Raw genomic sequence first — 24,666 nt, 5'->3', positions numbered from 1 at the left:
CTCGGATAACGATGAGCAGTCCACCGAGCGTGGCGATCGCAATGACCGTGGTCGTTCGCGTAACCGCCGCAATGAGGGCCAGGATTCCTCCTCGGATGATTCCTCGGATAACGATGAGCAGTCCACCGAGCGTGGCGATCGCAATGACCGTGGTCGTTCGCGTAACCGCCGCAATGAGGGCCAGGATTCCTCCTCGGATGATTCCTCGGATAACGATGAGCACTCCAACGAGCGCAACGACCGCTCCGAGCGCAACCGCAACCGCCGCGATCGTGGCCGCAACGACCGCAACGACCGCAACCAGGATCGCAACGACCGCAACAACCGCAACCGTCGCAACCGCCGTGGGGACACTGACGAACCGCAGCTGAGCGACGACGACGTGCTGCTGCCGATCGCCGGCATCCTGGACGTGCTGGAGAACTACGCCTTCGTGCGTACCAGCGGTTACCTGCCGGGCCAGAACGACGTCTACGTCACCCTGGGCCAGGTCAAGAAGTACAACCTGCGCAAGGGCGATGCCATCGTCGGCGCGATCCGCCAGCCGCGCGAGGGCGAGGCCCCGAACCCCCGCCAGAAGTTCAACGCCCTGGTGCAGCTCACGTCCGTGAACGGCAAGAAGCCCGAGGACAACAAGGAACGCGTCGAGTTCAACAAGCTCGTTCCGCTGTACCCGACCGAGCGCCTGCGTCTGGAAACCGACGCGAAGAAGATCGGTCCGCGTGTCATCGACCTGGTCGCCCCGATCGGCAAGGGCCAGCGTGGCCTGATCGTCTCGCCTCCGAAGGCCGGCAAGACGTTGATCCTGCAGGCCATCGCCAACGCGATCACGGTGAACAACCCGGAAGTGCACCTGATGATGGTGCTCGTGGACGAACGTCCCGAGGAAGTCACCGACATGCAGCGCACCGTGAAGGGCGAGGTCATCGCCTCGACCTTCGACCGTCCGGCCGATGACCATACCACCGTGGCCGAACTGGCCATCGAGCGCGCCAAGCGCCTGGTGGAAATGGGCATGGACGTCGTGGTGCTGCTGGACTCGATGACCCGTCTGGGCCGTGCCTACAACCTCGCCGCCCCGGCCTCGGGTCGTATCCTCTCCGGTGGTGTGGACTCCGCAGCCCTGTACCCGCCGAAGCGTTTCTTCGGTGCGGCACGCAACATCGAAAACGGCGGCTCGCTGACCATCCTGGCCACCGCCCTGGTGGAGACCGGTTCGAAGATGGACGAGGTCATCTTCGAGGAATTCAAGGGCACCGGCAACATGGAACTGCGCCTGAGCCGCCAGCTGGCCGAGAAGCGCATCTTCCCGGCCGTGGACGTCAACGCGTCCTCGACCCGTCGTGAGGAATCGCTGCTCTCGGGTGACGAAGTGCGCATCATGTGGCGCCTGCGCCGCATGCTGGCCGGTCTGGATACCCAGCAGGCACTGGAACTGCTCACCAAGAAGATCCGCGATACCGAATCGAACGCGGAATTCCTGATGCTGGTCAACAAGACCACTCCGCAGCAGAACTAGCGCATCGTTCCCCGGTGGCGTCCAGGGCGCACGGTCCAACCGTAGCCCTGGACGCCATTGGCGCGTAAAACCCCCTACAATCTTTTCTGAAGGCACGTTGCGTGCCGCCGATCCTGCGTATCGAAAGAAGTACCGCCACCATGTTCGAATCCGTCAAGTCGCTACTTGAGGAACACGCCGAAATCCAGGCGCAGCTCTCCGACCCCGCCGTGTACGCGGACCAGGCCCGCGCCCGCAAGCTCGGCCGCCGCTCCGCACAACTGAATGGCATCGTCGAAGCCTACAACCGCTGGAAGCAGGCCACCGAGGACCTGGAGGCAGCCAGCGAGATGGCCGACGAGGATCCGGACTTCGCCGCCGAGGTCGAGGAACTGAAGGAGAAGCTGCCGCAGCTGGAGGAAAAGCTGCGCCGGCTGCTGATCCCGCGCGACGAGAACGACTCGCGTAACGTGATCCTGGAAGTCAAGGGCGGCGAAGGCGGCGACGAAGCGGCGCTGTTCGCGGCCGACCTGCTGCGCATGTACACCCGTTTCGCCGAGAACAAGGGCTGGAAGGTGGAGATGATCTCCTTCAACGAGTCCGACCTCGGCGGCTACAAGGACGCCCAGGTGGCCATCAAGGGCAATTCCAGCGATCCGGCCGAAGGGGTCTACGCGCACCTGAAATTCGAAGGCGGCGTGCACCGCGTGCAGCGCGTGCCGGTCACCGAATCCCAGGGCCGCATCCATACCTCGGCCGCCGGCGTGCTGGTGCTGCCCGAGGTGGACGAGCCGGAGGAAGTGGAAATCCACGCCAATGACCTGAAGGTGGACGTCTACCGTTCCTCGGGTCCCGGCGGCCAGAGCGTGAACACCACCGACTCGGCGGTGCGCCTCACCCACTTGCCCACCGGCATCGTGGTGGCCATGCAGAATGAGAAGTCGCAGATCCAGAACCGCGAAGCGGCCATGCGCGTGTTGCGCTCGCGGCTGCTGGCCCACCAGCAGGAGCAGATCGACGCGGAGAACTCGGCCCAGCGGGCCAGCCAGATCCGCACCATGGACCGCTCCGAGCGCATCCGCACCTACAATTACCCGGAAAACCGGATCGCGGATCACCGCACCGGCTACAAGTCCTACAACCTGGATGCGGTCATGGACGGGGAACTGGGCCCGGTGATCGAGTCCTGCATTGCCATGGACGAGGAAGAGCGTCTGTCCGCCCTGGGCGAGCACTAGGACATGCGGTACGCCGAAGTGCGCGCCCACGCCGAAAAGGTGTTGGCCGCCGCGGGCGTTCCCAGCCCGCGGGTGGATGCCGAACTGCTGCTGGCCCATGTGGCGGGTACCGACCGTTCGGGGATCCAGCTCGGTGAACTGCTGGGCCGGGAACTGACCGGAACCCAAGGCGCACGCTTCGACCAGCTGCTGGCCCGACGGGCCGCCCGGACCCCGTTGCAACACCTGACCGGGGTGGCGCACTTCCGCCACCTGGACCTGACGGTGGGGCCCGGGGTGTTCATCCCGCGACCGGAAACCGAGACGGTGGTGCAGATCGGCCTGGACTTCCTTGGTCGAAAACAAGGTGTGCACCTTGTAGACCTGTGTTCCGGGTCCGGCGCGATCGCCGCGGCCCTGGCCACGGAGGTCCCCGGATCAACGGTTTGGGCCGTGGAGCTCTCCGATGAGGCCATCGGCTACACCCGCACCAACTGCGAACCGCACGGCATCACCGTGCTGCATGCCGATGCCGGGGCACTGCCCGCGGACCTGGGCCTGGATGGCGACATCGACCTGGTGATCTCCAATCCGCCCTACATTCCACCCAACGCGATCCCACGCGAGATCGAGGCCCGGGACCACGATCCGCAGATGGCGTTGTACGGGCTGGGTGATGACGGGTTGCAGGTGCCACGCGCCGTCGCGGCCCAGGCGCTGCGGTTGCTCAAGCCTGCAGGCTTGTTCGTGATGGAGCACGCCGAGGTCCAACAGGAATCGGCGGCCCGGCTGCTCACCCAAACCGGGTTCACCGCGGTGCGCGGGCACCTGGACTTGAACGGTCGGCCACGCGCCACCAGCGGTGTGGCCCCGGAAAAATTATCGACCATGAAAGAATAGGCATCGTGAGTTCACGTTTTGACGTCAGCAACGAGACCGAACGTGCCGCGGGAATCACCGCCGCACGTGCCGCCCTGGAGAGCCAGCGGTGCATTGTGCTGCCGACCGACACGGTGTACGGGATCGGCGCCGATGCCTTCAGCGCCCAGGGGGTGGCCATGTTGCTGGCCGCCAAGGGGCGTTCGCGCACCATGCCGCCACCGGTGCTGATTTCGCAGGTGGCCACCATGGATGGGCTGGCCAGCGACATTCCCGAGTCCGCCCGCGCCCTGGCCGAGGCCTTCTGGCCCGGGGCGCTGACCCTGATCCTGCATGCCCAGCCCTCGCTGACCTGGGATCTGGGGGAGACCAAGGGGACCGTGGCGCTGCGGGTGCCCAATGACCAGATGGCCCTGGAACTGCTGGGCCAAACCGGTCCGTTGGCGGTCTCCTCGGCCAACCGCACCGGCCACCGCGCCGCACTGAGTAGTGACCAGGCCCAGGAGCAACTGGGCGAATCGGTCGATGTGTACCTGGACGACGGGCCGCGAGGGCAGAGCTCCGAGGCCTTGCCCTCGACCATCATCGACGCGACCCAAACCCCGCCGCGGGTGGTGCGCCAGGGAGCCATCCCCCTGCAGGTGCTGCGCGAGGTGGTCCCGGAATTGCTGGGACCGGGGGAGAGCGTACCGAGCCGGGATACATGAGAAGCTACGTTCTGCTGATCGCCTTCAGCTTCACCGTCTCCTACCTGCTCACTCCAATGGTGCGCAGCGCCGGTGCGCGATTCATCCTCACCCAGCAGGTCCGTGAACGTGATATGCACAGCGACCCGGTGGTCAAGTTCGGGGGACTGGCCATGATCGCCGCGATCCTCGGCGGGATCGGGCTGGCCAGCCAACTGGACTTCTTCTCAGGCGTTTTTTCCAACCCGAACTACATCCTGGGAATCATCGGCGCCCTGCTGGTGGTGATCATCCTGGGGCTCGCCGACGACCTGCGGGACCTGAAATGGTATTGGAAATTCGCCGGCCAGCTGCTGATCGGGGCGATCATCGCCCAGAGCGGGATCGTGATCAAGGCGCTGCCGGTGGGCACCTGGTCAATCGACTCCTGGCTGATGCAGTACCTGGTCACCATGGGGCTGGTGGTGCTGAGCATGAACGCCATCAACTTCTCCGACGGTCTGGACGGCCTGGCGGCCGGGTTGACCGCCATCGGGGCCGTGACCTTCTTCCTCTACTCCTATGTGCTGGCCACCCACGTGAGCGCCGAGGACTACGCCAACCTGGCCGCGCTGCTCTGCGCGGTGCTGCTCGGCGCCTGCCTGGGCTTCCTGCCGCACAACTTCAACCCGGCGAACATCTTCATGGGGGAGACCGGGGTGCTGGCCCTGGGCTTGGTGCTATCGGTGTCCACGGTGCTGGTCACCGGAGACGTTCAGGGGCTTGAGGCCCACCGTTTCCGCAACGTTCCGGCCTATATGCCCATGGCCCTGCCGCTGGTGATCATCTTCTTCCCGGCACTGGATCTGCTGCTGTCCGTGGTGCGCCGGCTGTCCAAGCGCAGTTCGCCGTTCAAGCCCGACTCGTTGCACATCCACCACCGGATGCTCGCCCAGGGCCACTCGGTGCGCAAGAGCGTGCTGTTGCTGTACCTGTGGGCGCTGCTGGTCGCCGCCGGTGTGGTGCTCATCGCATTTATCCCGCTGCATCTGATGATCCCGCTGTACGCGCTGTTGCTGGTCGGGGCGGGGATGCTGACCTGGTGGCCGATTGTGTCCCGACGTTACGCATCATTAACCGAACGCATGAAGCGCCGGTGAATTTCCCCGGCTTCTATGTCGTGTAGAATTTACTGTGGATCTTCCGCCGGGAACCTTCGGGTCGACGGTGGCAAGGCAGTTTGACGCAACTCCAGATCCCGGTAACGCTTCCCGATGGGCGCCCAGTGAAGGATTTTAATGCCACAGACACCCGGCCACGGCCATGTCCCGGCATCAAAGGCCCCTGATTCCATCTGGATGCCCGTTCTGGGCAAGTCATTGCTGTACGCCGTGTTGGCAACCATCGCATTTTTCCTGATTTCGTGGGTGGTTGCCGGCTGGTTGTACGCACTATCCGGGGCACTGGCCGCGGCGCTGGTGATCGGTTTCTTCGCAACGGGTCTGCTCGTTGCCGAGGGAGCTGGACGGATCCGCAGGACGTGGGCCATGCCCGCATTCCTGGCGGTCTTCGTCCTGAAGGTCTTCGGCATCGCATTTGTGTTGTTGTATCTGGGTTTGCCCGCTTGGGCGGACACCCAGGGATTCGTCCTTGGTGCGGCGATCAGCTTGGTCGCGTGGCAGGTCGGTGAAATCCGGGCCTTTTCGAAGGCGCGGATGGCGATTTACCACGATTCTTAAAGCTGATGGGCGGTGACATCCGATGTCATTGCCGCGCCGTGAGTTTGATAGGCTGTCTTCGGGTCATTTTTGAGGTGGCTGCAGTTTGTGCAGCGGCCAAGGAAATTATGCCTCCTTGCAATATCTGGAGGTAGCAGCGTGTCAGTGCGGATGCGAAAGTATTTCCTGCGCTGAAGTGCGAGCCCACTAGATCTTTTTCTACACGGTGAGAGGCAGTTACGCCAGTCACCGCCTTTTGCCCGTGACCGCTACTGCAGAGAGGACAGCGCGTTGATCGCGTTTGCGCTCCCAATGGCCTCAAGTGAGGGCGGATTCATCCCGCCAACCGTGTCCGATGCCCACCTGCCAGATATCTTCCCCTGGTTTGCTGAGTACGGCACCGGTGTCGGTAAGCAGATGATCATGATCGTCTTGTCGATCATCCTCATCACCTGGTTCTTCACCGCGGCCATCAAGAATCCGAAGCTGGTTCCCGGAAAGATGCAGTACCTTGCTGAGAGCGGCTACGCTTTCGTGCGCAATGGCATCGGCCGCGACATCATCGGCGAGAAGAACTTCCGCCCCTGGGTCCCGTTGCTCTTCGCAACGTTCTTCTTCGTCCTATTGAACAACCTCTTCGGTGCAATCCCGTTCCTGCAGCTTCCGTCGTTCTCACACGCCGGTTCTGCATACGCGATGGCAATCATCATCTACGGCACCTGGATTGGTGTGGGCCTGAAGAACCACGGCCTGCGCTACTTCAAGTTGGCAGTCGTCCCGTCCGGTGTTCCGGGCTGGATCATGCCGCTGATGATCCCGCTGGAGATCATCTCGAACTTCATCGTCCGCCCGCTGACTCACTCGCTGCGTCTGATGGCAACGATGTTGGCAGGCCACATCATCGTGATGTTGGCCGCTTCCGGTGCCCGCTACCTGATCACCGTCCAAGAAGGGCTCGCCTACAGCGGCCTGGGCGTCGGTGTGATTATCGGTTCGGTGGCGATGTACTTCCTGGAACTGCTGATCATGGCCCTGCAGGCGTTCGTTTTCGCCCTGCTGACCGCGATCTACATCCAGGGTGCCATCGACGCCGACGCGCACTAGGTCATTTAGGCTCTACCAAAACAGATTTTCCCTCACTCCACCGGGGAATACCTCACAACCTACCGAAAACCTACTCGGTATCTTGAAAGGAATAAACAAATGCACGGCTCCTTGAATATGATCGGCTACGGCCTGGCTGCAATCGGTTCGGCAATCGGCGTGGGTCTGATCTTCGCTGCCTACATCAACGGTGTTGCCCGCCAGCCTGAGGCTCAGCGCATCCTGCAGCCGATCGCCATGCTCGGCTTCGCACTGGCCGAAGCGCTGGCCATCCTGGGCCTGGTTTTCGCTTTCGTCGTCGGCGCCTAGTCTTTCCGCGATTTGTAGTGGCCCTGCCACTATCGCGGGGCCCATACACCAGCGGAAACTAGTAGATAAGGAAAAGTGAGAATGAACAGTACAGACTTCATCCTCGCTGCGGGCGAAGGTGCAAACCCGCTGCTGCCGAACCCGTGGGAGATTCTCGTCACGGGCGTAGGCTTCGCGGTTCTGCTCTTCATCGTCATCAAGGTCATTGCTCCGAAGTTCGAGCAGGCCTATGAAGACCGCGTTACCGCGATCGAAGGCGGACTGGAAAAGGCCGAAGCCGCGCAGAAGGAAGCGGAGGAGACCTTGGCACAGTACAAGGCCCAGCTTCTGGAAGCACGCACCGAAGCCAACCGCATTCGTGAGGAAGCACGTAGTGAAGGTGCTCAGATCCTTGCCGATCTGAAGACCAAGGCCACCGACGAAGCCACTCGCATCGCCGAGCAGGCACAGCGCCAGATCGAAGCCGAGCGCACCAGCGCCCTGGCCTCGCTGCGCACCGACGTGGGCTCGTTGGCCACCGAACTGGCTAGCAAGATCGTCGACGAAGCGTTGGCGGACGATGCCCGTTCCCAGCGTGTGGTTGACCAGTTCCTGGCCGACTTGGAAAATCAGCAGAACGCAGGTGCATCGAACTAATGGCAAGTGTATCGAGCGAGTCATTGGCAAAGGCCTTGGAGTCCTTGGAACCCAAGCTTGCGCTGGCAACCGTTGACCTTTCCAAGGAACTGTTTGCGGTTCTGGAAGTACTGGATGCGAATTCCGGTCTTCGCCGCGCACTGACTGATCCGGCCCGTGAAGCCGCCGAAAAGGAAGCCCTGTTGGCTTCGCTGCTGCGCGGGAAGGTTTCGGCCGATGCCGAGCAGACCCTCAAGCAGCTGGCTTCCACTCGCTGGAGCTCGGAACGCGACATTAGCGATGCGCTGGAAACCCTGGCTGTCACCTCCGTGGCTGCCGTGGCTGAACAGCAGGCCAACAAGGCTGGGTTGGACAAGCTGCAGAAGGACCTGTTCGACTTCATCGAGGTCGTTTCGGCAAGCCATGAACTGCAGGCTGCACTGACCGATGCCCAGGCACCGGCCGAAGCCAAGGCCGCACTGGCCCTGAAGCTGGTTCCCGGAGCCTCGGCCCCGGCCCAGCTGCTGCTGCGCCAGGCGGCCATCGCCCCGCGCGGTCTGAAGCCGGTTCGCCTGGTTGAGCGTTTCATGGACCTGGTGGCCAAGCGCCAGCAGCGGTGGATCGCGCACATCATCAGCTCGCGCCCCTTGGCCGAGTCGCAGGTGCAGCGTTTGGAAACCAGCCTGAACAAGCTCTACGGCCGCGATCTGAAGATCAACGTCTCGATCGATCCAGCATTGGTCGGTGGCCTGGTCGTCAAGGTGGGCGACGATATCGTCGACGCCTCCGTGGCATCTCGTGTGGCCGAATTGCGCCGCTCCCTGGCCGGCTAGGACTCCACCATCCGGTGGGGTCCTGCCAGCCAGGACCACTACAGACTTCATTCACATTCGATCCGTTGCTTAGCCTACGGATCACAATTTAGGAGAGCAGGGACTGCAGATGGCCGATTTGACCATCAACGCTGATGACGTCCGTAATGCCCTAAACGAGTTCGCAGCGTCCTACGAACCGGGCAAGGCATCGCGTACCGAAGTTGGACGCGTCATTACAGCGAGCGACGGCATTGCAAAGGTGGAAGGTCTTCCTTCCGTCATGGCGAACGAGCTGCTTCGTTTCGAAGACGGCACCCTGGGCCTGGCCCAGAACCTCGACACCCGCGAAATCGGCGTTGTCGTCCTCGGTGACTTCACCGGGATCGAAGAAGGCCAGAAGGTCGAGCGCACCGGGGAGATCCTCTCGGTTCCGGTCGGCGACGGCTACCTGGGCCGCGTGGTTGATCCGCTGGGCGAGCCCATGGACAACCTGGGCCCGATCGAGTCCGAGGGCCGTCGTGCCCTGGAACTCCAGGCACCTGGCGTGACCCAGCGTAAGAGTGTGCACGAGCCACTGCAGACCGGCATGAAGGCCATCGACGCGATGATCCCCATCGGTCGCGGCCAGCGCCAGCTGATCATTGGTGACCGCCAGACCGGTAAGACCGCCATTGCGGTTGACACCATCCTGAACCAGAAGGCCAACTGGGCTTCCGGGGACGAGACCAAGCAGGTCCGCTGCATCTACGTCGCGGTCGGCCAGAAGGCCTCGACCATCGCCGCGGTGCGCCAGACCCTGGAAGACCACGGCGCCCTGGAGTACACCACCATCGTGGCCTCCCCGGCCTCGGATCCGGCGGGCTTCAAGTACCTGGCACCCTACGCCGGCTCGGCCATCGGCCAGCACTGGATGTACGGTGGCAAGCACGTTCTGATCATCTTCGATGACCTGTCGAAGCAGGCCGAAGCCTACCGCGCCGTATCGCTGCTGTTGCGCCGTCCGCCGGGACGCGAAGCCTACCCGGGCGACGTGTTCTACCTGCACTCCCGCCTGCTGGAACGTTGCGCCAAGCTGTCCGACGAGCTCGGCGCCGGTTCGATGACCGGTCTGCCGATCATCGAGACCAAGGCCAACGACGTGGGTGCGTTCATCCCGACCAACGTCATCTCGATCACCGACGGCCAGATCTTCCTGCAGTCGGACCTGTTCAACGCCAACCAGCGTCCGGCCGTCGACGTGGGCATCTCGGTGTCCCGCGTGGGTGGTTCGGCCCAGGTCAAGGCCATGAAGAAGGTCTCCGGTACGCTGAAGCTGGAACTGGCGCAGTACCGCGACATGCAGGCCTTCGCGATGTTCGCCTCGGATCTGGATGCCGCCTCGAAGCAGCAGCTGACCCGCGGTGCACGCCTGATGGAACTGCTCAAGCAGGGCCAGTACACCCCGTACCCGGTCGAGGAGCAGGTTGTCTCGGTTTGGGCCGGCACCAACGGCTACCTGGATGATGTCCCGGTGGAGGATGTGCGCCGCTTCGAGTCCGAGTTCATCGACTACCTGCGTCACCGCACCCAGGTGCTGACCGTGATCGGCCAGACCGGCAAGCTGGAAGACGAGACCGTCGAGGCCATGAAGGCCGGCATCGCCGACTTCAAGGCCGGGTTCTTCGGCGACGGCGACGACAAGCTGGTTGCCGCCGGACACGAGGAGCACGACGCTCTGCCCGCCGAGTCCGTCGACCAGGAACAGATCGTCAAGCAGAAGCGCTGACATTTTCCTTTCGCAAGGAGTGTGACGCCGCAAACGGCGTCGCACTCCAAGCGTAGGGGATAAGGAAAGGACACACATGGGAGCCCAGATTCGGGTCTACCGCCAGAAGATCAACTCGACGTCGTCGATGCGCAAGATCTTCAAGGCGATGGAACTGATCGCTGCATCCCGCATCGGCAAGGCACGTACGCGTGTTGCGGCTTCGTTGCCGTATGCCAATGCGATTACCCGTGCAGTTACCGCCGTCGCGTCCCAGGCCGATGTCGATCACCCACTGACCACCGAGCCGGCGCAGATTCGCCGCGCCGCAGTGCTGATCATGACATCGGACCGAGGCCTCGCCGGGTCCTACTCCGCCAGCGTTCTGAAGCAGGCAGAGCATCTCGTGGAACTCCTGCGTGAAGAAGGCAAGGAAGTCAAGACCTACCTGGTAGGCCGCAAGGCCCAGGCGTACTTCGACTTCCGTTCACGCGAGTACGCCCGAGTGTGGACCGGGGAAACCGATTCCCCGCGTTTCGAAACCGCACGCGAGCTGCGCGAAACCCTCCTGGAGGATTTCGCAACCGATTACGAGCAGGGAGGCGTGGACGAGATCCACGTCGTGTACACCCAGTTCAAGTCGATGGTCACGCAGGAACCGACGGTCATCCGTCTGTTGCCGTTGGAAGTTGTCGAGGGTGAAACCGAGACGCCGACCAACGAGTTGTTGCCACTGTACGAATTTGAGCCATCGCCGGATGAAGTGCTGGACGCGCTGCTTCCGCGATACATCGATTCGCGACTGTTCAACGCCCAGCTGCAATCCGCTGCCTCCGAGCTCGCTGCCCGCCAGCGCGCCATGAAGGCGGCCGGGGACAATGCCGGCGAACTGATCAAGAAGTACACGCGATTGCTCAACAATGCCCGTCAGGCTGAAATCACCCAGGAACTTTCGGAAATTATCGCCGGCGCCGACGCGCTGGGCAGCTAATTGACGAATGCTCCGATCAGACAAGAAGTGAGAAAGATGACTGCCCAACTCAACGAGCAGGTTACCGCAGGGGCCACCGGTCGTATTGCCCGCGTGATTGGCCCGGTCGTGGACGTCGAGTTCCCTGCCGATGCACTGCCTTCAATCTACAATGCCCTCACCGCTGAGCTGACCCTCAACGGCGAGACCCGAACCATCACCTTCGAGACCAGCCAGCACCTCGGTGACAACCTGGTCCGTGCCATCTCGCTGCAGGCCACCGACGGCCTGGTGCGCGGCACCCAGGTGAAGGACACCGGCGCCTCGATCTCCGTCCCGGTTGGCGACGGCGTCAAGGGCCACATCTTCAACGTGCTGGGCGACGCCCTGGACGTTGACAACTCGGAGATCCAGGTCTCCGAGCGCTGGCCGATCCACCGCGCTGCCCCGAAGTTCTCGGACCTCGAGGGTTCCACCGAGATGCTGGAAACCGGCATCAAGTCGATCGACCTTCTCACCCCGTACATCAAGGGTGGCAAGATCGGTCTGTTCGGTGGCGCAGGCGTGGGCAAGACCGTGCTGATCCAGGAAATGATCACCCGTGTGGCACGCAACTTCGGTGGTACCTCGGTATTCGCCGGTGTGGGCGAGCGCACCCGTGAAGGTAACGACCTCTGGGTCGAAATGGATGAAGCCAATGTGCTGAAGGACACCGCCCTGGTGTTCGGCCAGATGGATGAGCCGCCAGGCACCCGTCTGCGTGTGGCGCTGTCCGCCCTGACCATGGCGGAGTACTTCCGCGATGTGCAGAACCAGGACGTGCTGTTGTTCATCGACAACATCTTCCGTTTCACCCAGGCCGGTTCCGAGGTGTCGACCCTGCTGGGCCGCATGCCTTCGGCCGTGGGTTACCAGCCGAACCTGGCTGACGAAATGGGTCTGCTGCAGGAACGCATCACCTCGACCAAGGGCCGCTCGATCACCTCGATGCAGGCCGTCTACGTCCCGGCTGATGACTACACCGACCCGGCACCGGCCGCGACCTTCGCGCACCTGGATGCCACCACCGAGCTGTCGCGTGAAATCGCGTCGCGTGGCCTCTACCCGGCCATCGACCCGCTGACCTCGACCTCGCGCATCCTGGACCCGCAGTACATCGGCCAGGCGCACTACGATACCGCCATCCGCGTGAAGGCGATCCTGCAGAAGAACAAGGAACTGCAGGACATCATCGCGATCCTGGGTATCGACGAACTGGGCGAAGAGGACAAGATCGTCGTATCGCGTGCTCGCCGCATCCAGCAGTTCCTGTCGCAGAACACCTACACCGCCAAGCAGTTCACCGGTGTCGAGGGTTCGACCGTTTCCATCAAGGACACCATCGAGGGCTTCACCGCCATCTGCGATGGCGACCTGGACCACATTGCAGAGCAGGCGTTCTTCAACGTCGGTGGTTTGGATGACGTCGAGCGCCAGTGGGCCGAGATCCAGAAGGCCAGCAAGTAGCATGGCCGAGCTTCAGGTCGAGATCGTCGCAGCGGACCACTTCGTGTGGGCCGGTGCCGCGAAGCTGGTCAGGGCCCGTTCAGTGGACGGAGAGATCGGAGTTCTGCCCGGTCACATTCCGACACTGACCGTCCTTGCCGCCGGGGATCTGGAAATCGAACCGGTTTCCGACGCCCGCTTCTCGGTCCAGGTCGACGGGGGATTCTTCTCCGTGGATTCGGACCGGGTGGTCATCGTCGCCGATAACGCAGTGGTCAACGCAGCGTAGGCCGCATTGATCGAGATCACCGCACCAGTTCTCATTGCCCTGCTGGTCTTGGCCGGCATTGCAGCGTTCTATGGTGCCATGGGTGTGCGTCGCTTCCAATTGCGGCGCACACTGGGCACCTTCGATGTCTCCATCCGCACCCCCAAGGGGCGCTGGATGTTGTGCATGGGCCGTTACGGCGGAGCGCATGTGGATCTGTTGCGGTTTTTCTCTGTCTCCCCGATCCCGGCTTTCGTCATTGAACGCAAGGGGCTGGATCTGGGCGGCTGGCGCAAGCCTGAGGATGACGAGCGCGGACGGATCCCGCCGGGTTTCGTCATCGTCACCCTGCTGCGGGCAGAGGAGAGCATCGAACTGGCGATGGATTACCGGGATTACACCGGATTCTCCGCATGGCTGGAAGCCGGCCCGATTGCCGGCTCCTGGCAGATCTAATGAACCCCCACCTTGGTGGGGGTTCATTGTTTTAATCCAGCAGTTGTCCCTTGCGGAAGACCGCGGTCAGTTCCAGTTCGGGGGTCAGTACCAGCACATCGGCGGCAAACCCGGTATGGAGCCGTCCGGCCTCGTCGGCCAGCCCGATCAGCGCGGCCGGGACCTTGGTGGCGGAGATGACGGCGCGCACCAGCGGCACCCCGGCGGCCACGGTGCGGCGCAACACCTGCAGCAGGGTGGCGGTGCTGCCGGCCAACCGGTCGTCACCGGTCAGGTGGGCCTGCCCGTCGTGCACCGTGACCTCCTGCGGACCCAGGGTATAGCGACCGTCGGCCAGGCCCGTGGCGGCCATCGAATCGCTGACCAGTGCCACGGACTTCGCCCCGACCAACGCGAAGACCATCCGAACCGTATCGGGGGCCAGGTGCACGCCGTCGGCGATGAGTTCCAGGATCGCGTTGTCCTTGGCCGCCAGTTCCAGCGCCGCGGCCACCGGGCCCGGCTCACGGTGGTACAGCGGCGGCATGGCGTTGAACAGGTGGCTGACTACCGGGCGTTCGGTGAAACCGTCCACCCCGGCACTTTGCAGCTCCTCCCGGGCCTGCTCCAGTGCCTGGCGGGTCTGCACGGCGGTGGCCGCGGTGTGGCCCACCGCGGGCACGATGCCGTGGGAGACCAGCGCCTCGATCAGCTCATCGGTTTCCGGTAGCTCCGGGGCAAAGGTCATCGTGCGTAATTGGCCCCGGGCGGCCATGACCAGCTCGTCAACGAATTGCGGGTCCGGGTCGGTGAGGAAGCCCGGGTATTGGGCCCCGCAGCGTTCGGCTGACAGGAAGGGCCCCTCGGCGTGGATCCCGGCGAGCAGCCCGGATTCGGCGAATTCGGCGAGTACCTCGCAGGCATGCAGCATCTGCGCATGGTCCGCGGAAACCAGCGAGGCGATCACCGTGGTGGTGCCGGCCCGGTGCAGGAAATCCACGGCCCGGGTGACCCCGGTGTGCTCGGGGGCCGAGAAATCGCTACCGGCCGCTCCATGGCAATGGATGTCGATGAGCCCGGGCACGAGCAACGCGTCCGCGGGCAGCGGATGCTCGGTGTAGTCCTTGGCCTCGTCCAGGGCCAGGAAGTCATCGCGGTTCCCCGCGAAGGTGATACGGTCGCCCTCGATGGCAAGCGCGCCATCGGAAACCTGCAGGCCGTCGGAGACCAAACGGGCATACATTACGGTGCGCTGTGTGATGCTCATGAGAACAGCTTAGGCACACTTGGGCGCCGGTGCACCGGATTCGACCCAAATAAGTGTGCTAGAAGAGCCGTCCGGCCGAATCGTCCACGCCACGCATGGCGTCGTAATCCAGGACCAGGCAACGGATGCCGCGGTCCTCGGCCAGTGTGCGGGCCTGCGGCTTGATCTGCTGCGCGGCGAAGATCCCCTGCACCGGCTTGAGCAGCGGATCACGGTTGAGCAGTTCCAGGTAGCGGGTCAGCTGCTCCACGCCGTCGATATCCCCGCGGCGCTTGAGTTCCACGGCCACCGTGGCGCCGGCCTGGTCCCGGGCCAGGATGTCCACCGGGCCGATGGCGGTCATGTACTCGCGGCGGATCAGTGTGTGCCCGCTACCGAGCAGCTCGATCTGCTCGGCCAGCAGCCGTTGCAGGTCGGCTTCCACCCCGTCCTTGATCAACCCGGGATCGGTGCCCAACTCGTGGGCGGAGTCGTGTTCGATCTGGTGGAAGTTGATGGTCAACGCATCATCGCTCTTTGCCGCGGCCAAACGCCAGACCTGGGTCACGCCTTCCTCGGCCAGCTCGGCCTCGGGCTCCAGCACATGCATGGTCAGCGGGGGATTCATCCAATTCAACGGCTTGTAGCTACCGCCATCGGAGTGGATCAGGACCGAGCCGTCGGCCTTGACCATGACCAGCCGTTTGGCCAGGGGCAGGTGGGCACGCAGACGGCCCACATAATCTACGGAACATTTCGCAACAACTAAACGCACCCATCCAACACTACCCGCTAGTTGGAACCGGTGCGTACCGATGCGGCATGATGGATTCATGCCACGTTCGAATCGTCCCCGCCGCAACGGCAGGTCGCGCAACCCAGCGCCCCGTAACAACGCCGCCGAACCGCGGTACGAGGAAGACTGGGTGGAACGTGCCCGGTACGGGGTGGTGCGGCTGCAGGATGCGCCGGACGGACAATGGCATGTGCGCAAGATCGGCGTGATGGCCGCCGGCAAGACCTATACCTGCCCCGGATGCCATGGGGTGATCTCCGTTGGCCTGTCGCATATCGTGGCCTGGCGCGCCGACCACTGGTCGGGGGACGAGGCAAGCGCCGCGGCACGCCGGCACTGGCATGAACGCTGCTGGTCCACCCGCTCCTACCGCTATTGAGCCTAGTGGCTGTTCTTGCGGGACTTGCGGGCCATGGTGCGCAGCTGGATGATTCGCACCGCGCCGGCGATGGCTGCCAGGATACCGCCACCCACGGCCGCGATGAACAGCGCAAGGCCCAAGCTGACCTGTCCGCTCAGGCCGAAGTAACGTAATGTCACCTGGTCCTGGTTCTGCACGATGAAGATGATCAGCAGCACCAGCATGAGCAGTCCGGCCACCGTGGCGGTCCAGACCATCCCGGCGCGGGTGACCTGCTTGCTGCTGTCGACAGGCTCGGTCGGATGGTTAACCGGGGTGGTTGACTCCTCCGGGTAGTCCACCTCGGAGAGCCCGTCTGAGACAGGCTCCTCTTCGGGAGTAAATTCTTCGGGTGTGCGCGGAGTGGAAGCCATGATTCCTCAATTCGTGCAGCTGATCCGGGTCGGGTGAACCCTGTGCTGTCACTATGGCGCGTCTATCCGGGCACGTCAAGCTGACACGGGAGTTTGTCGTTAGAGGCGGCGCCGGGACGGGAAGATGCTACCCGGTGTCCGCCGCGGCATGACCCAGTGCCTGCACCCAGAAGGCGGAACGAGCGTCCAGCACGGGTACGCGGTGGCGCACTATTCCCTGTATGGGCGGGGCCTTGGAGCGGTAACTGATGCCGGGAACCGGTTCGATGCGGATGGTGTGCGGTAGCAGGTCCTCGAGCTTTTCCCGCCAGGTCGGGGTTTCCTTCGAGAGGTTGCAAGATCTGCATCGCCAAGCCCCGTTATGTATGGAGGTCGGCCCGCCGAGTGCGGCCTGGACGACGTGGTCGGCCTGGCTGGCCCTGTTCGTGCAGTACGGGGTGCGGCAGTAGACGTCCCGATCGGCGATGAAGCCCTTGAGGATCTTGGGAAAGATGCGGTGGCGGCTGTCCATGGCCACCAGGTCCTGGCCGCCCGGTGCGGTGAACAGGCGCTGGAAGGCCGCGGTGGCCTTCAATCGGAAGGCCGTGCCCTGGTCGTAGGACTCATCCTCGGGAGAATCGACGTTGTAGGGGGCGGCCAGCAGACGCCGAGCGTATTGGGCCGGGATCACCCCGTAGCCGGGAAGGACGGCAGGCTCGTTCGCACCCAGGAACAGGGAACGTTCGGTCATGATCAGTTGCAGGTCCAGTTTCAGCGGGAACGGCCCGTCCCCGGCACCGGTAAGCGCACTCATGAGCAGATCGCAGCCCAACTGGTCGTGGGTGCGCTTGTCCCCGCGCTGTTGCAGATTACGTGCCTGGGACTCCAGATACTGTTTGAGTGCCAGTCCCTCGGGCAGTGGCAGCCGTCCGTAGACGCGTACCCACTTTTCCTCGGCCACACAACGTAGGTAACGGTGCTTGTCCGCATCATGCAGTTCGGCCGTGCGTTCGGGCCCATGCAGGGTATCCATGTGTTTGCGGGCCAGATCGGAGCACTGCCCGGTGCCCAAGCCCTGGAGCATGTCCGGATTGCGGGAGTACTGCCGATCCAGCGCGTAGCGGTCTTCCCGCGTGGCCTGCATGAGCGGGCCGAGTAGCGCCAGGACCTGGTCCTCGCTCACATCTCCGGCCATGAAACGGGATTCGAGGCAGGGCATGTCTTCCTGGAGGAGGCGGACCGCGTCGAGGTAGACCCGTGATCCCTGTTGTGGTTTCATCCGTGACAGCGCGACCATCGAGGCGGCCCCCCGGTGCAGTTGCTTGAGGTGGGTGCCGGCTTGCCGGTGTGCGCTGATGGTTTGTTCCTCGACCGCGTAGGCGGCACGGGCCTGGATGGCACTGAGCGAGGCCTTGGTGGCTTCCAGGGTGCTGATCAGCTCCAGGCAGAGAGCGGTGTCACCGCTGTCGATGGCGCGGGTAATGCGGAACCGCAGGTCGTGGATGATCGCACCGAAGTCCGGATGGGTCGGTGGCGTGGTCCCTGCCGGGACCGGAGCCGGGTGGTCACCGGAAGGTCCGCTGTTGTGTTCCATGCCACAATTCTAGAAGATGCCACCGACAGTTTGATTCGCGGTTCCCCTGATGGGGAAAACTTGTTCGAATGCTGTCCTAGAGCCTGTCCTGCCGGGCGATGAAGACCTCGCGCAGCAGGATCATCGCGGCCGCGGCGGTGGGGATGGCCACCAGGGCGCCGGTGATCCCGGCCAGCGAGCCGCCGGCGATCACCGAGATCACGGCCACCGCGCCGGGGACCGCCACCGCCTTGTGCATGATACGTGGGGAGATGAGGTAGGCCTCGACCTGCAGGTAGCCGAAATAGCAGATGCCGTAGATCAGTGCTGTCTGCCAGCTCAGGGTCAGGCAGATCGCGGTCACCAGCACCCCGGCGATGACCGCGCCGACCAGCGGGATGAAGGCGAGCATCGCCACCAGCAGGGTCAGTAGCGCGGCGAAGGGGACCTTGAGGATGCTCATCAGGATCAGCGCGACCAGCGCGTTGAGCAGTGCCACCGAGGCCTGCCCGATCACGTAGTTGCCCACCGAGCGGGTGATCCGGTTGAGCAGTTCACCTACCCGGGCGCGCCTGGAACGTGGGGCCAGGCGTAGCGAGAAGGCGGTGATCGAGGGCAGCGAGGCCAGGAAGTAGACGGCCAGCACCAGCACGATCAGCACGCCGAACATCGACTGGGCCACTGTTTGTGACACGCCGAGCACTCCGCCGAAGATGTTGGCCACCGCGCCTGAATCCCCGAAGAAGCTGTCCACCTCGTCGGTGATCCGATCGGTCAACTCGTATTGCCGGTCCAGCTGGTCGATCACGTCGCTGGCCAGCACCTCGTCCACCAGGTCCGGGGCGCCGTCGATGAACTGGGTGATCTGTGTGACCAGGGTGGGGATGATCATCGCCAGGAAGCCGCCGAAGACCGCGAAGATGCCCACCATGGTGCACAGTACCGCCACCGGGCGGCCCAGTCCGCGGCGGGTGAGAAAGCGCACGATCGGGTCCAGCCCCAGGGCGATGAACATCGCGATCACGATCCAGGTCACCAGCGGGCCGACATTGGTCAGCAGGTAATAGCCGCCCATGGCCAGGCCCACGCCCAATGTGGCCAAGAACCCAAGTGCCACCGGATGCAGCAGCAACGGAGGTTCCAGCTGCTGCTCCTGGTCCAGGACCGGCTCCTCGCCCAGGGCCGGTTTGCGGGCCGGTCCGCGAAGGATCCGCGCAAGTCGTTCGCTGATTTGGGTGGCATGCAGGGCGCGTCGCCCGGTGGCCGTGTCCTGCGGCCCGGCAGGTGGCTCCGGCAGGTCCTTCTGGTCTCCGGGATCAGGCTGTTGGGTCATGATTCAGAGCTTACCCTCAGCTGCGGCGTGGATGATGGGCGGTGGCGCACTCTCCTGTGGCTTGTTGAGCATGCTCACAGCGCCAAGTCGGAACCAAGAACTGGCGCCACTCGTTAGACTTGTTCTGAAGACCTTGTGACCGTGATGCGAATAGGTGAACTCGTGCGAAAAATTCTCCCGGTGATCGCGATGCTGCTCGGGGCCGTGGCCCTGTTTGTCGGCATCGGACAGAAGACCTTTTGGGCTCCGCCCGAAACGGTGACCGCCACCATGCCCGCCTTTGAGGGCACGGCCCCGCTGACCGTGATCGAACCGTCGATCAACGATCCGGAAATCGCCCCGGTGGAGTTGAAGATCGAGTCCGAGGGGACCTTCACCGCATCACTGGGACGCAGTTATGATGTCGAGGCCTGGGTGGGCGACGCGCAGCACATCTCGCTGACCGGCATCGACCGCGAGGTGCACCAGTTGCAGGCCGAACTGGTGGAAGGCGAAACCGAGGTGCCCAACCCGGCCGGCGCCGACATCTTCTTCGACTCCCAGGAAGCCGACGGGCAGATGACCTACCGCTGGACGGCGCCGGATAACGGCTCGTGGTCGTTGCTGCTGGCGGCCGATGGGACCGAACCGGCCCCGGCCACGATCTCGGTGACCTACCTCAACGACGCGGTCATGCCGTTGGCGCTGCCGCTGATCATCGTCGGTTCGCTGCTGCTGGTTGGTGGCCTGGCGTTCCTGCTGGTGCGCCCATCCAAGCCGAAGAACCGCGCGCAGCATTCGCTGGCCCTGGTCGCGATCCTGGGGCTGGGACTGTCCGGGGTGATGATCCCGGCCGCCCCGGTCGAGGAATCCGAGAGCGCCGCCCCGGCCGAGGAAGAAGCCGAGCAGACCGCTTCGGAACAACCTTCCGAGGAGGCCTCCCAGGAGGCGACCGAGGAGGCTGCGGAGGCTCCCGCGGAGCAGACCACCACCACCTTCCCGGTGGTGACCGAGGAACAGCTGGACCGCATCCTCTCCGACGCCCAGGCCGTGGTGGCCAAAGCCGACGAGTCGATGGTGACCAAGGACCTGAACAACCGGGCCGTGGGCGGTTTCCGCTGGATCCGTGACAAGCGCTACAGCATCCTGGAGAAGGACGTCGAGGTGGCCAAGCCGGCGGCGTTGAACACCGAGGTGATCCGCTCGGCCGCGGTCCCGAACACCTCCGAGGCCAACTTCCCGCGGGTGATCAACGTCGTCACCGCCAAGGACAACGACCCGAACACCCTGCCGATGGCCATCACCCTGATCCAGGCCAACGCCCGCGAGAACTACAAGGTCGTCTTCGCCTCGCAGATGCTGCCGGCCTCATCCTTCCCGGGTATCGCCGTGGGCGACCCGTCGGTCAAGCAGCTCGGTGTCGACGCCGAGGGGCTGAGCGTCAAGCCGCAGGATGCCATCAAGCAGCTGGCCGAGGTGCTGACCGATGAGAAATCGGACCACGCCGGGAACTTCGCCGAGTCCGAGTTCATCAAGGCGATCCACGCCGGTCAGAAGGCCGAGCAGGAAGCGGCCAACGAGGCCAATGTGAAGTACACCCGCAAGGCCAGCGAAAAGGAGACCTACGTGGTCTCCGCCCCCGATGGCGGGGCGATCGTGACCGGGATGATCAACTCGACCACCACCTTCGAACGGACCGAGGACAGCGACCCGCTGACCAGTACCGATGACCTGACCAAGGCGCTGCTGGGCACCAGCACCAGCCGCGGGAACGTGTCCATCAACTATGCTGAACCGGTGATGTTCTACATTCCGGCCGGTGGTAGCGAGGACAAGATCCAGCTGATTGCCGGCGAAGTTGCCCTGCTTGAAGTCAAGCAGGTTGAGGAGGACTAATGACCGAACCGCATATTCCCTCGGCCCGCGGGGCCGTCGACCTGGCCGCACTGGCCGCGTCCCACCCCGAGGAAAGCGCCACACCGTCCGGTGCCGCGACCTGGACCACCCGGGTGGATACGGCCGCGTTCCAGCAGTTCGTGGGCCTGTCCCAGCAGGTGCCGGTGATCGTCTCGCTGGGCGCCGCGCGCCTGGCCGCCTCGGTGGAACTGGACAATACCCTGACCACGCTGGTGGACCGCCGTGCCGGCCGGCTGGTGCTCGGGCTGGTGGATGCCGAGGCCGAGCCGCAGATCGCCCAGGCCTTCCAGGCCCAGCAGATCCCGATGGTGATCGCGCTGGTCAAGGGCCAGCCGGTTCCGCTGTTCCAGGGGGGTGCACCGGCCGAGCAGATCGAGCAGCTGCTGGACCAGCTGCTGGAACTGGCCACCCAGCAGGGGATGGGCGGGAGCGTTCCGGCCTTCTCCGGCACCGAGGAGGAGCCGGCCCTGCCGCCGCTGCACCAGAAGGCCGTGGACGCCATCGAGGCCGGGGACTATGCCGCCGCGGAGGCCGCCTACATGCAGGCGCTGAACGAGAAGCCGAACGACCATGAGGCGCAGGTGGGGATCTACCAGGTGCGCCTGCTCTCGCGCACCCAGGACAAGGACCTGAACCAGGTGCGGGAAACCGGGGCGCAGAACCCCGATGACCTCAACGCCCAGCTGGATGTGGCCGATATGGATCTGGTCGGCGGACATGTGGAGGACGCCTTCGCCCGGCTGGTGAAACTGGTTTCCCGGCTGGCTGACGAGGACCGCGAACGGGTGCGTCGCCGGCTGGTCGAACTCTATGCGGTGGTGGGCAACTCCGATCCGCGGGTAGCCGCCTCGCGCCAGAAGCTGGCCCGCGTGCTGTTCTAGGCACCGTCATTTTCCAAGGGTGGTGGTCCCCGGTCGGGGGCCACCACCCTTTGGCGATTAGCTCTCAAGGATGATCCGGATCACCGGTGCGCCTTGGTAACGTCGGGGGTATGAACACCTCTGCACTCAGCATCAGATCACTGGCCAAGCAGTTCGGGCCCAAGGTGGCGGTCAACGACGTCAGCCTGGAGGTACCGGCCGGGTCATTCTTCGGACTGGTCGGACCCAACGGCGCCGGCAAGACCACCATGCTCTCGATGGCCACCGGGCTGTTGCGCCCGGATGCCGGCAGCGCACTGGTGCACGGCATCGACGTCTGGGCCCAGCCGCAACAGGCCAAGGCGCTGATGGGGGTGCTGGCCGACGGGGTGCGGCAGTTCGACCGGCTCACCGGCCGCCAGCTGGTGACCTATTCCGGGCTGTTGCGCGGGATGGACAAGGACGAGGTCGCCACCCGCACCGAGGACCTGCTGCGGGTCATGGACCTGGGTGAGGACGGGGACAAACTGGTGGTGGACTACTCCGCGGGGATGACCAAGAAGATCTCGCTGGCCACCGCTATGATCCATTCCCCGCAGTTGCTGGTCCTCGACGAGCCCTTCGAGGCCGTGGACCCGGTCTCCGCGGCGAATATCCGCGACATCCTGGGTGAGTACGTGAAATTCGGCGGCACCGTGATCGTCTCCTCCCACGTGATGGACCTGGTGCAGCGGATGTGCTCGCATGTGGCGGTCATCGCCGGCGGGGTGCTGCGCGCCTCGGGCACGGTGGACGAGGTGCGCGACGGCATGAGCCTGGAAGAGCGCTTCGTCGACCTGGTCGGCGGACGCGGCGAGAGCGGGGGGTTGTCGTGGTTGCGCACATCCTCAAACTGAAACTGACCCTGCTGCGCAACGGTTTCCGGCGCAGCGTCTGGCAGCTGGTCGGGGTCATCGTCGGCTCGCTGTATGCGTTGGGCATGGTCGCCTTGCTGATCGTGGCCACCTGGTTCACCGCCGACCTGCAATGGCTGGGCTACATCTCGGTGCTGGTTTCCGCGCTGGTGGTGCTGGGCTGGGCGCTGATCCCGCCGCTGCTGACCGGGGTGGACCTGACCCTGGAACCGCAACGTTTCGTGCACTTCGGCATCAACCAGAAGGTGCTCGGGCGGGCGCTGATCCTGGCCGGATTCGTCTCCATCCCGGCGGTGATTACGCTGCTGGGCATGATCGGGTTCTCGGTGCTGTGGCGCCTGGAAGGGCCGATCCTGCTGTTGGGCCTGCTGGCGAACCTGGCCACCGCGCTGCTGGCGGTGCTGGCCTGCCAGTACCTGACCATCCAGGCCACCGCACTGCGCTCCAAGCGGCGTTTCCGCGAGGCCAGCTTCGCGGTGCTGTTCCTGCTGCTGGTCAGCATCGGACCGATCTTCGGGGCGCTGACCTCCGCGGCGACCACCATCGAGGAGTGGATCAGCCCGGTGGCCCAGGTGCTTTCCTACACGCCGTTCGGCACGCTCGGGGCCGTGGCCCCGGCCGCGGTGGAGGGGAACTGGGCCCTGGCGCTGCTGCACCTGGGGTACGGTCTGGCCGTGCTGGGCCTGCTCTACTGGCTGTTGGTGCGCGCCACCGCCAAGGCCGTGGTGACCGCCCCGGCCCCGCAGCGCGCGGCCTCGGCCAAGGGACTCGGGCCGTTCAAGTGGATGCCGGCCACTCCCGCCGGGGCGGTGGCCGCCCGTGCGATGGTGTACTGGTTCAAGGACCCGCGCTACGCGCTGAGCGTGATCATGGTGCCGATGCTCCCGGTGATCTTCTACTTCGCCGGCTCGCAGGCCGAGAGCTACGCCATGATGTACCTGCTGGGCCCGCTGTTCGGGATCCTGCTCGGGTTCTCGATCTCCGCGGATGTCTCCTACGACAACACCGCCTTCTCGCTGCATGTGCTCACCGGCGTGTCCGGGCGCGATGACCGGCTGGGCCGGTTGCTGGCCTGCGTCACGATCAGCATCGTGCCGATTATCCTGGGCGCGATCCTGCCGGGGCTGCTCAATGGGCAGAACTGGCGGGTACCCGGTGACCTGGGCCTGTCGCTGGGGGCCTTCCTGGTCGCCCTGGCGGTCTCCTCGGTGGTTTCGGCGCGCTACACCTATGCGGTGCCGCTGCCGGGGGACAACCCGCTGAAAACCCCGCCGGGCAACGGCATGCGGGTGGCGCTGACCCAGCTGGCGACCTTCGGCGGCATGGGTGTGCTGCTGCTGCCGGTGGGCGTGCCCTACCTGATCGGGCTGCTGGGCCAGTCGACGATGCTGGGCTGGGTGACCCTGGCCGCAGGTCTGCTCTACGGCGGTATCCTGCTCGTCGTCGGAATCCGGCTCGGTGGCCGGTGGATGGACAACCGGCTTCCCGAGCTGATGCAGGCGGTTATGCTCAACCGCTGATGCCGAGCCCAGGTCCCGTCCCCGGTGGGGGCGGGACCTTTGCCAATGGCTCG

General features: G+C 64.4%; 25 protein-coding genes. 20 read left to right on the top strand and 5 right to left on the bottom strand.

All coding sequences use genetic code 11. From position 1 onward, the window contains the following. From rho to OK351_RS13960, 15 genes are all read left to right on the top strand, one after another. Positions 1-1,519 (top strand): transcription termination factor Rho (gene rho / locus OK351_RS14030; protein ID WP_265160097.1); only part of this gene is annotated, 1,519 nt, incomplete at its 5' end. Positions 1,520-1,659: 140 nt separating this feature from the next. Beyond that, positions 1,660-2,736: a peptide chain release factor 1 gene (gene prfA / locus OK351_RS14025; RefSeq protein ID WP_265160102.1), complete on the top strand. Its 1,077-nt coding sequence runs from the start codon at positions 1,660-1,662 to the stop codon at positions 2,734-2,736. A 3-nt stretch (positions 2,737-2,739) separates the two neighbouring features. Next, positions 2,740-3,615: a peptide chain release factor N(5)-glutamine methyltransferase gene (gene prmC / locus OK351_RS14020; protein WP_265160095.1), complete on the top strand. Its 876-nt coding sequence runs from the start codon at positions 2,740-2,742 to the stop codon at positions 3,613-3,615. A 5-nt stretch (positions 3,616-3,620) separates the two neighbouring features. Next, entirely contained in the window at positions 3,621-4,301 is a 681-nt protein-coding gene (locus tag OK351_RS14015) for an L-threonylcarbamoyladenylate synthase (protein WP_265160092.1), read from the top strand. Then, entirely contained in the window at positions 4,298-5,419 is a 1,122-nt protein-coding gene (locus tag OK351_RS14010; protein WP_265160090.1) for an MraY family glycosyltransferase, read from the top strand. The genes OK351_RS14015 and OK351_RS14010 overlap by 4 nt, the downstream gene beginning before the upstream one ends. Before the next feature lie 138 nt (positions 5,420-5,557). Beyond that, positions 5,558-5,998 carry a hypothetical protein gene (locus OK351_RS14005; RefSeq protein WP_265160087.1) on the top strand — a complete coding sequence of 147 codons (441 nt, stop codon included), beginning with the start codon at positions 5,558-5,560 and terminating at the stop codon, positions 5,996-5,998. 291 nt (positions 5,999-6,289) lie between these two features. Next, on the top strand, positions 6,290-7,081 hold the full coding sequence (atpB, locus tag OK351_RS14000; protein ID WP_371931455.1) for a F0F1 ATP synthase subunit A: 792 nt from the start codon (positions 6,290-6,292) through the stop codon (positions 7,079-7,081). Between the two features lie 99 nt (positions 7,082-7,180). After that, a complete protein-coding gene (locus tag OK351_RS13995; protein ID WP_265160083.1) occupies positions 7,181-7,390 on the top strand; it encodes a F0F1 ATP synthase subunit C in 210 nt (69 codons plus the stop codon). Between the two features lie 81 nt (positions 7,391-7,471). Beyond that, complete coding sequence (locus OK351_RS13990) at positions 7,472-8,026, top strand: F0F1 ATP synthase subunit B (RefSeq protein WP_265160081.1); 555 nt, start codon at positions 7,472-7,474, stop codon at positions 8,024-8,026. After that, positions 8,026-8,838 carry a F0F1 ATP synthase subunit delta gene (locus tag OK351_RS13985; RefSeq protein ID WP_265160079.1) on the top strand — a complete coding sequence of 271 codons (813 nt, stop codon included), beginning with the start codon at positions 8,026-8,028 and terminating at the stop codon, positions 8,836-8,838. The genes OK351_RS13990 and OK351_RS13985 overlap by 1 nt, the downstream gene beginning before the upstream one ends. A gap of 109 nt (positions 8,839-8,947) precedes the next feature. Then, positions 8,948-10,585, top strand: a complete 1,638-nt coding sequence (gene atpA, locus OK351_RS13980) for a F0F1 ATP synthase subunit alpha (protein WP_265160077.1) — start codon at positions 8,948-8,950, stop codon at positions 10,583-10,585. Positions 10,586-10,661: 76 nt separating this feature from the next. Continuing rightward, positions 10,662-11,555: a F0F1 ATP synthase subunit gamma gene (locus tag OK351_RS13975; protein ID WP_265160075.1), complete on the top strand. Its 894-nt coding sequence runs from the start codon at positions 10,662-10,664 to the stop codon at positions 11,553-11,555. 36 nt (positions 11,556-11,591) lie between these two features. Continuing rightward, complete coding sequence (gene atpD / locus OK351_RS13970; protein ID WP_265160073.1) at positions 11,592-13,040, top strand: F0F1 ATP synthase subunit beta; 1,449 nt, start codon at positions 11,592-11,594, stop codon at positions 13,038-13,040. Between the two features lies 1 nt (position 13,041). Then, positions 13,042-13,308 carry a F0F1 ATP synthase subunit epsilon gene (locus OK351_RS13965; RefSeq protein WP_265160071.1) on the top strand — a complete coding sequence of 89 codons (267 nt, stop codon included), beginning with the start codon at positions 13,042-13,044 and terminating at the stop codon, positions 13,306-13,308. A gap of 6 nt (positions 13,309-13,314) precedes the next feature. After that, positions 13,315-13,743, top strand: coding sequence for a DUF2550 domain-containing protein (locus tag OK351_RS13960; protein ID WP_265160069.1), 429 nt, complete (start codon positions 13,315-13,317; stop codon positions 13,741-13,743). A gap of 31 nt (positions 13,744-13,774) precedes the next feature. Here OK351_RS13960 and OK351_RS13955 read toward each other — a convergent pair whose 3' ends face one another. Then, positions 13,775-14,989 (bottom strand): N-acetylglucosamine-6-phosphate deacetylase, encoded by a 1,215-nt coding sequence (locus OK351_RS13955; protein WP_265160067.1) that lies wholly within the window; start codon positions 14,987-14,989, stop codon positions 13,775-13,777. 58 nt (positions 14,990-15,047) lie between these two features. Further along, entirely contained in the window at positions 15,048-15,743 is a 696-nt protein-coding gene (gene nucS, locus OK351_RS13950) for an endonuclease NucS (RefSeq protein WP_265160064.1), read from the bottom strand. A gap of 58 nt (positions 15,744-15,801) precedes the next feature. On the opposite strand from nucS, the gene OK351_RS13945 reads away from it, so the two are divergent. Continuing rightward, on the top strand, positions 15,802-16,143 hold the full coding sequence (locus OK351_RS13945; RefSeq protein WP_265160061.1) for an ATP/GTP-binding protein: 342 nt from the start codon (positions 15,802-15,804) through the stop codon (positions 16,141-16,143). Between the two features lie 2 nt (positions 16,144-16,145). Here OK351_RS13945 and OK351_RS13940 read toward each other — a convergent pair whose 3' ends face one another. From OK351_RS13940 to OK351_RS13930, 3 genes are all read right to left on the bottom strand, one after another. Further along, positions 16,146-16,538 carry a LapA family protein gene (locus OK351_RS13940; protein ID WP_265160059.1) on the bottom strand — a complete coding sequence of 131 codons (393 nt, stop codon included), beginning with the start codon at positions 16,536-16,538 and terminating at the stop codon, positions 16,146-16,148. A 127-nt stretch (positions 16,539-16,665) separates the two neighbouring features. Next, on the bottom strand, positions 16,666-18,111 hold the full coding sequence (locus OK351_RS13935) for an HNH endonuclease (RefSeq protein ID WP_265160056.1): 1,446 nt from the start codon (positions 18,109-18,111) through the stop codon (positions 16,666-16,668). 76 nt (positions 18,112-18,187) lie between these two features. After that, positions 18,188-19,423, bottom strand: coding sequence for an AI-2E family transporter (locus OK351_RS13930; RefSeq protein ID WP_265160053.1), 1,236 nt, complete (start codon positions 19,421-19,423; stop codon positions 18,188-18,190). 162 nt (positions 19,424-19,585) lie between these two features. Here OK351_RS13930 and OK351_RS13925 point away from each other — a divergent pair, with 162 nt between their 5' ends. The 4 genes from OK351_RS13925 (at position 19,586) to OK351_RS13910 (ending at position 24,613) form a co-directional block, all read left to right on the top strand. Beyond that, positions 19,586-21,298, top strand: coding sequence for a hypothetical protein (locus OK351_RS13925; RefSeq protein WP_265160051.1), 1,713 nt, complete (start codon positions 19,586-19,588; stop codon positions 21,296-21,298). Next, a complete protein-coding gene (locus OK351_RS13920) occupies positions 21,298-22,200 on the top strand; it encodes a co-chaperone YbbN (RefSeq protein WP_265160048.1) in 903 nt (300 codons plus the stop codon). Before OK351_RS13925 ends, OK351_RS13920 begins: the two co-directional genes overlap by 1 nt. A 110-nt stretch (positions 22,201-22,310) precedes the next feature. Then, positions 22,311-23,075, top strand: coding sequence for an ABC transporter ATP-binding protein (locus OK351_RS13915; RefSeq protein ID WP_265160046.1), 765 nt, complete (start codon positions 22,311-22,313; stop codon positions 23,073-23,075). Beyond that, a complete protein-coding gene (locus OK351_RS13910) occupies positions 23,051-24,613 on the top strand; it encodes a transporter (protein WP_265160043.1) in 1,563 nt (520 codons plus the stop codon). Before OK351_RS13915 ends, OK351_RS13910 begins: the two co-directional genes overlap by 25 nt. Positions 24,614-24,666 lie beyond the last annotated feature (53 nt).

It is taken from the genome of Glutamicibacter sp. MNS18 (assembly GCF_026107515.2).
Classification (GTDB): Bacteria; Actinomycetota; Actinomycetes; order Actinomycetales; family Micrococcaceae; genus Glutamicibacter.
Note: the sequence above shows the minus strand (reverse complement) of the source record. Positions and strands in the feature narration are given on the sequence as shown.

What these genes read in the sequence shown, in the direction of transcription:
- OK351_RS13955 (WP_265160067.1), bottom strand. Translation starts at nt 14,989, where the DNA reads ATGAGCATCACACAGCGCACCGTAATGTATGCCCGTTTGGTCTCCGAC.
- atpB (WP_371931455.1), top strand. Translation starts at nt 6,290, where the DNA reads ATGGCCTCAAGTGAGGGCGGATTCATCCCGCCAACCGTGTCCGATGCC.
- OK351_RS13935 (WP_265160056.1), bottom strand. Translation starts at nt 18,111, where the DNA reads ATGGAACACAACAGCGGACCTTCCGGTGACCACCCGGCTCCGGTCCCG.
- OK351_RS13990 (WP_265160081.1), top strand. Translation starts at nt 7,472, where the DNA reads ATGAACAGTACAGACTTCATCCTCGCTGCGGGCGAAGGTGCAAACCCG.
- OK351_RS13930 (WP_265160053.1), bottom strand. Translation starts at nt 19,423, where the DNA reads ATGACCCAACAGCCTGATCCCGGAGACCAGAAGGACCTGCCGGAGCCA.
- OK351_RS13920 (WP_265160048.1), top strand. Translation starts at nt 21,298, where the DNA reads ATGACCGAACCGCATATTCCCTCGGCCCGCGGGGCCGTCGACCTGGCC.
- atpD (WP_265160073.1), top strand. Translation starts at nt 11,592, where the DNA reads ATGACTGCCCAACTCAACGAGCAGGTTACCGCAGGGGCCACCGGTCGT.
- OK351_RS13965 (WP_265160071.1), top strand. Translation starts at nt 13,042, where the DNA reads ATGGCCGAGCTTCAGGTCGAGATCGTCGCAGCGGACCACTTCGTGTGG.
- OK351_RS13975 (WP_265160075.1), top strand. Translation starts at nt 10,662, where the DNA reads ATGGGAGCCCAGATTCGGGTCTACCGCCAGAAGATCAACTCGACGTCG.
- OK351_RS13915 (WP_265160046.1), top strand. Translation starts at nt 22,311, where the DNA reads ATGAACACCTCTGCACTCAGCATCAGATCACTGGCCAAGCAGTTCGGG.
- OK351_RS13985 (WP_265160079.1), top strand. Translation starts at nt 8,026, where the DNA reads ATGGCAAGTGTATCGAGCGAGTCATTGGCAAAGGCCTTGGAGTCCTTG.
- OK351_RS13995 (WP_265160083.1), top strand. Translation starts at nt 7,181, where the DNA reads ATGCACGGCTCCTTGAATATGATCGGCTACGGCCTGGCTGCAATCGGT.
- OK351_RS13940 (WP_265160059.1), bottom strand. Translation starts at nt 16,538, where the DNA reads ATGGCTTCCACTCCGCGCACACCCGAAGAATTTACTCCCGAAGAGGAG.
- atpA (WP_265160077.1), top strand. Translation starts at nt 8,948, where the DNA reads ATGGCCGATTTGACCATCAACGCTGATGACGTCCGTAATGCCCTAAAC.
- OK351_RS13945 (WP_265160061.1), top strand. Translation starts at nt 15,802, where the DNA reads ATGCCACGTTCGAATCGTCCCCGCCGCAACGGCAGGTCGCGCAACCCA.
- OK351_RS14010 (WP_265160090.1), top strand. Translation starts at nt 4,298, where the DNA reads ATGAGAAGCTACGTTCTGCTGATCGCCTTCAGCTTCACCGTCTCCTAC.
- OK351_RS14005 (WP_265160087.1), top strand. Translation starts at nt 5,558, where the DNA reads ATGCCACAGACACCCGGCCACGGCCATGTCCCGGCATCAAAGGCCCCT.
- prmC (WP_265160095.1), top strand. Translation starts at nt 2,740, where the DNA reads ATGCGGTACGCCGAAGTGCGCGCCCACGCCGAAAAGGTGTTGGCCGCC.
- prfA (WP_265160102.1), top strand. Translation starts at nt 1,660, where the DNA reads ATGTTCGAATCCGTCAAGTCGCTACTTGAGGAACACGCCGAAATCCAG.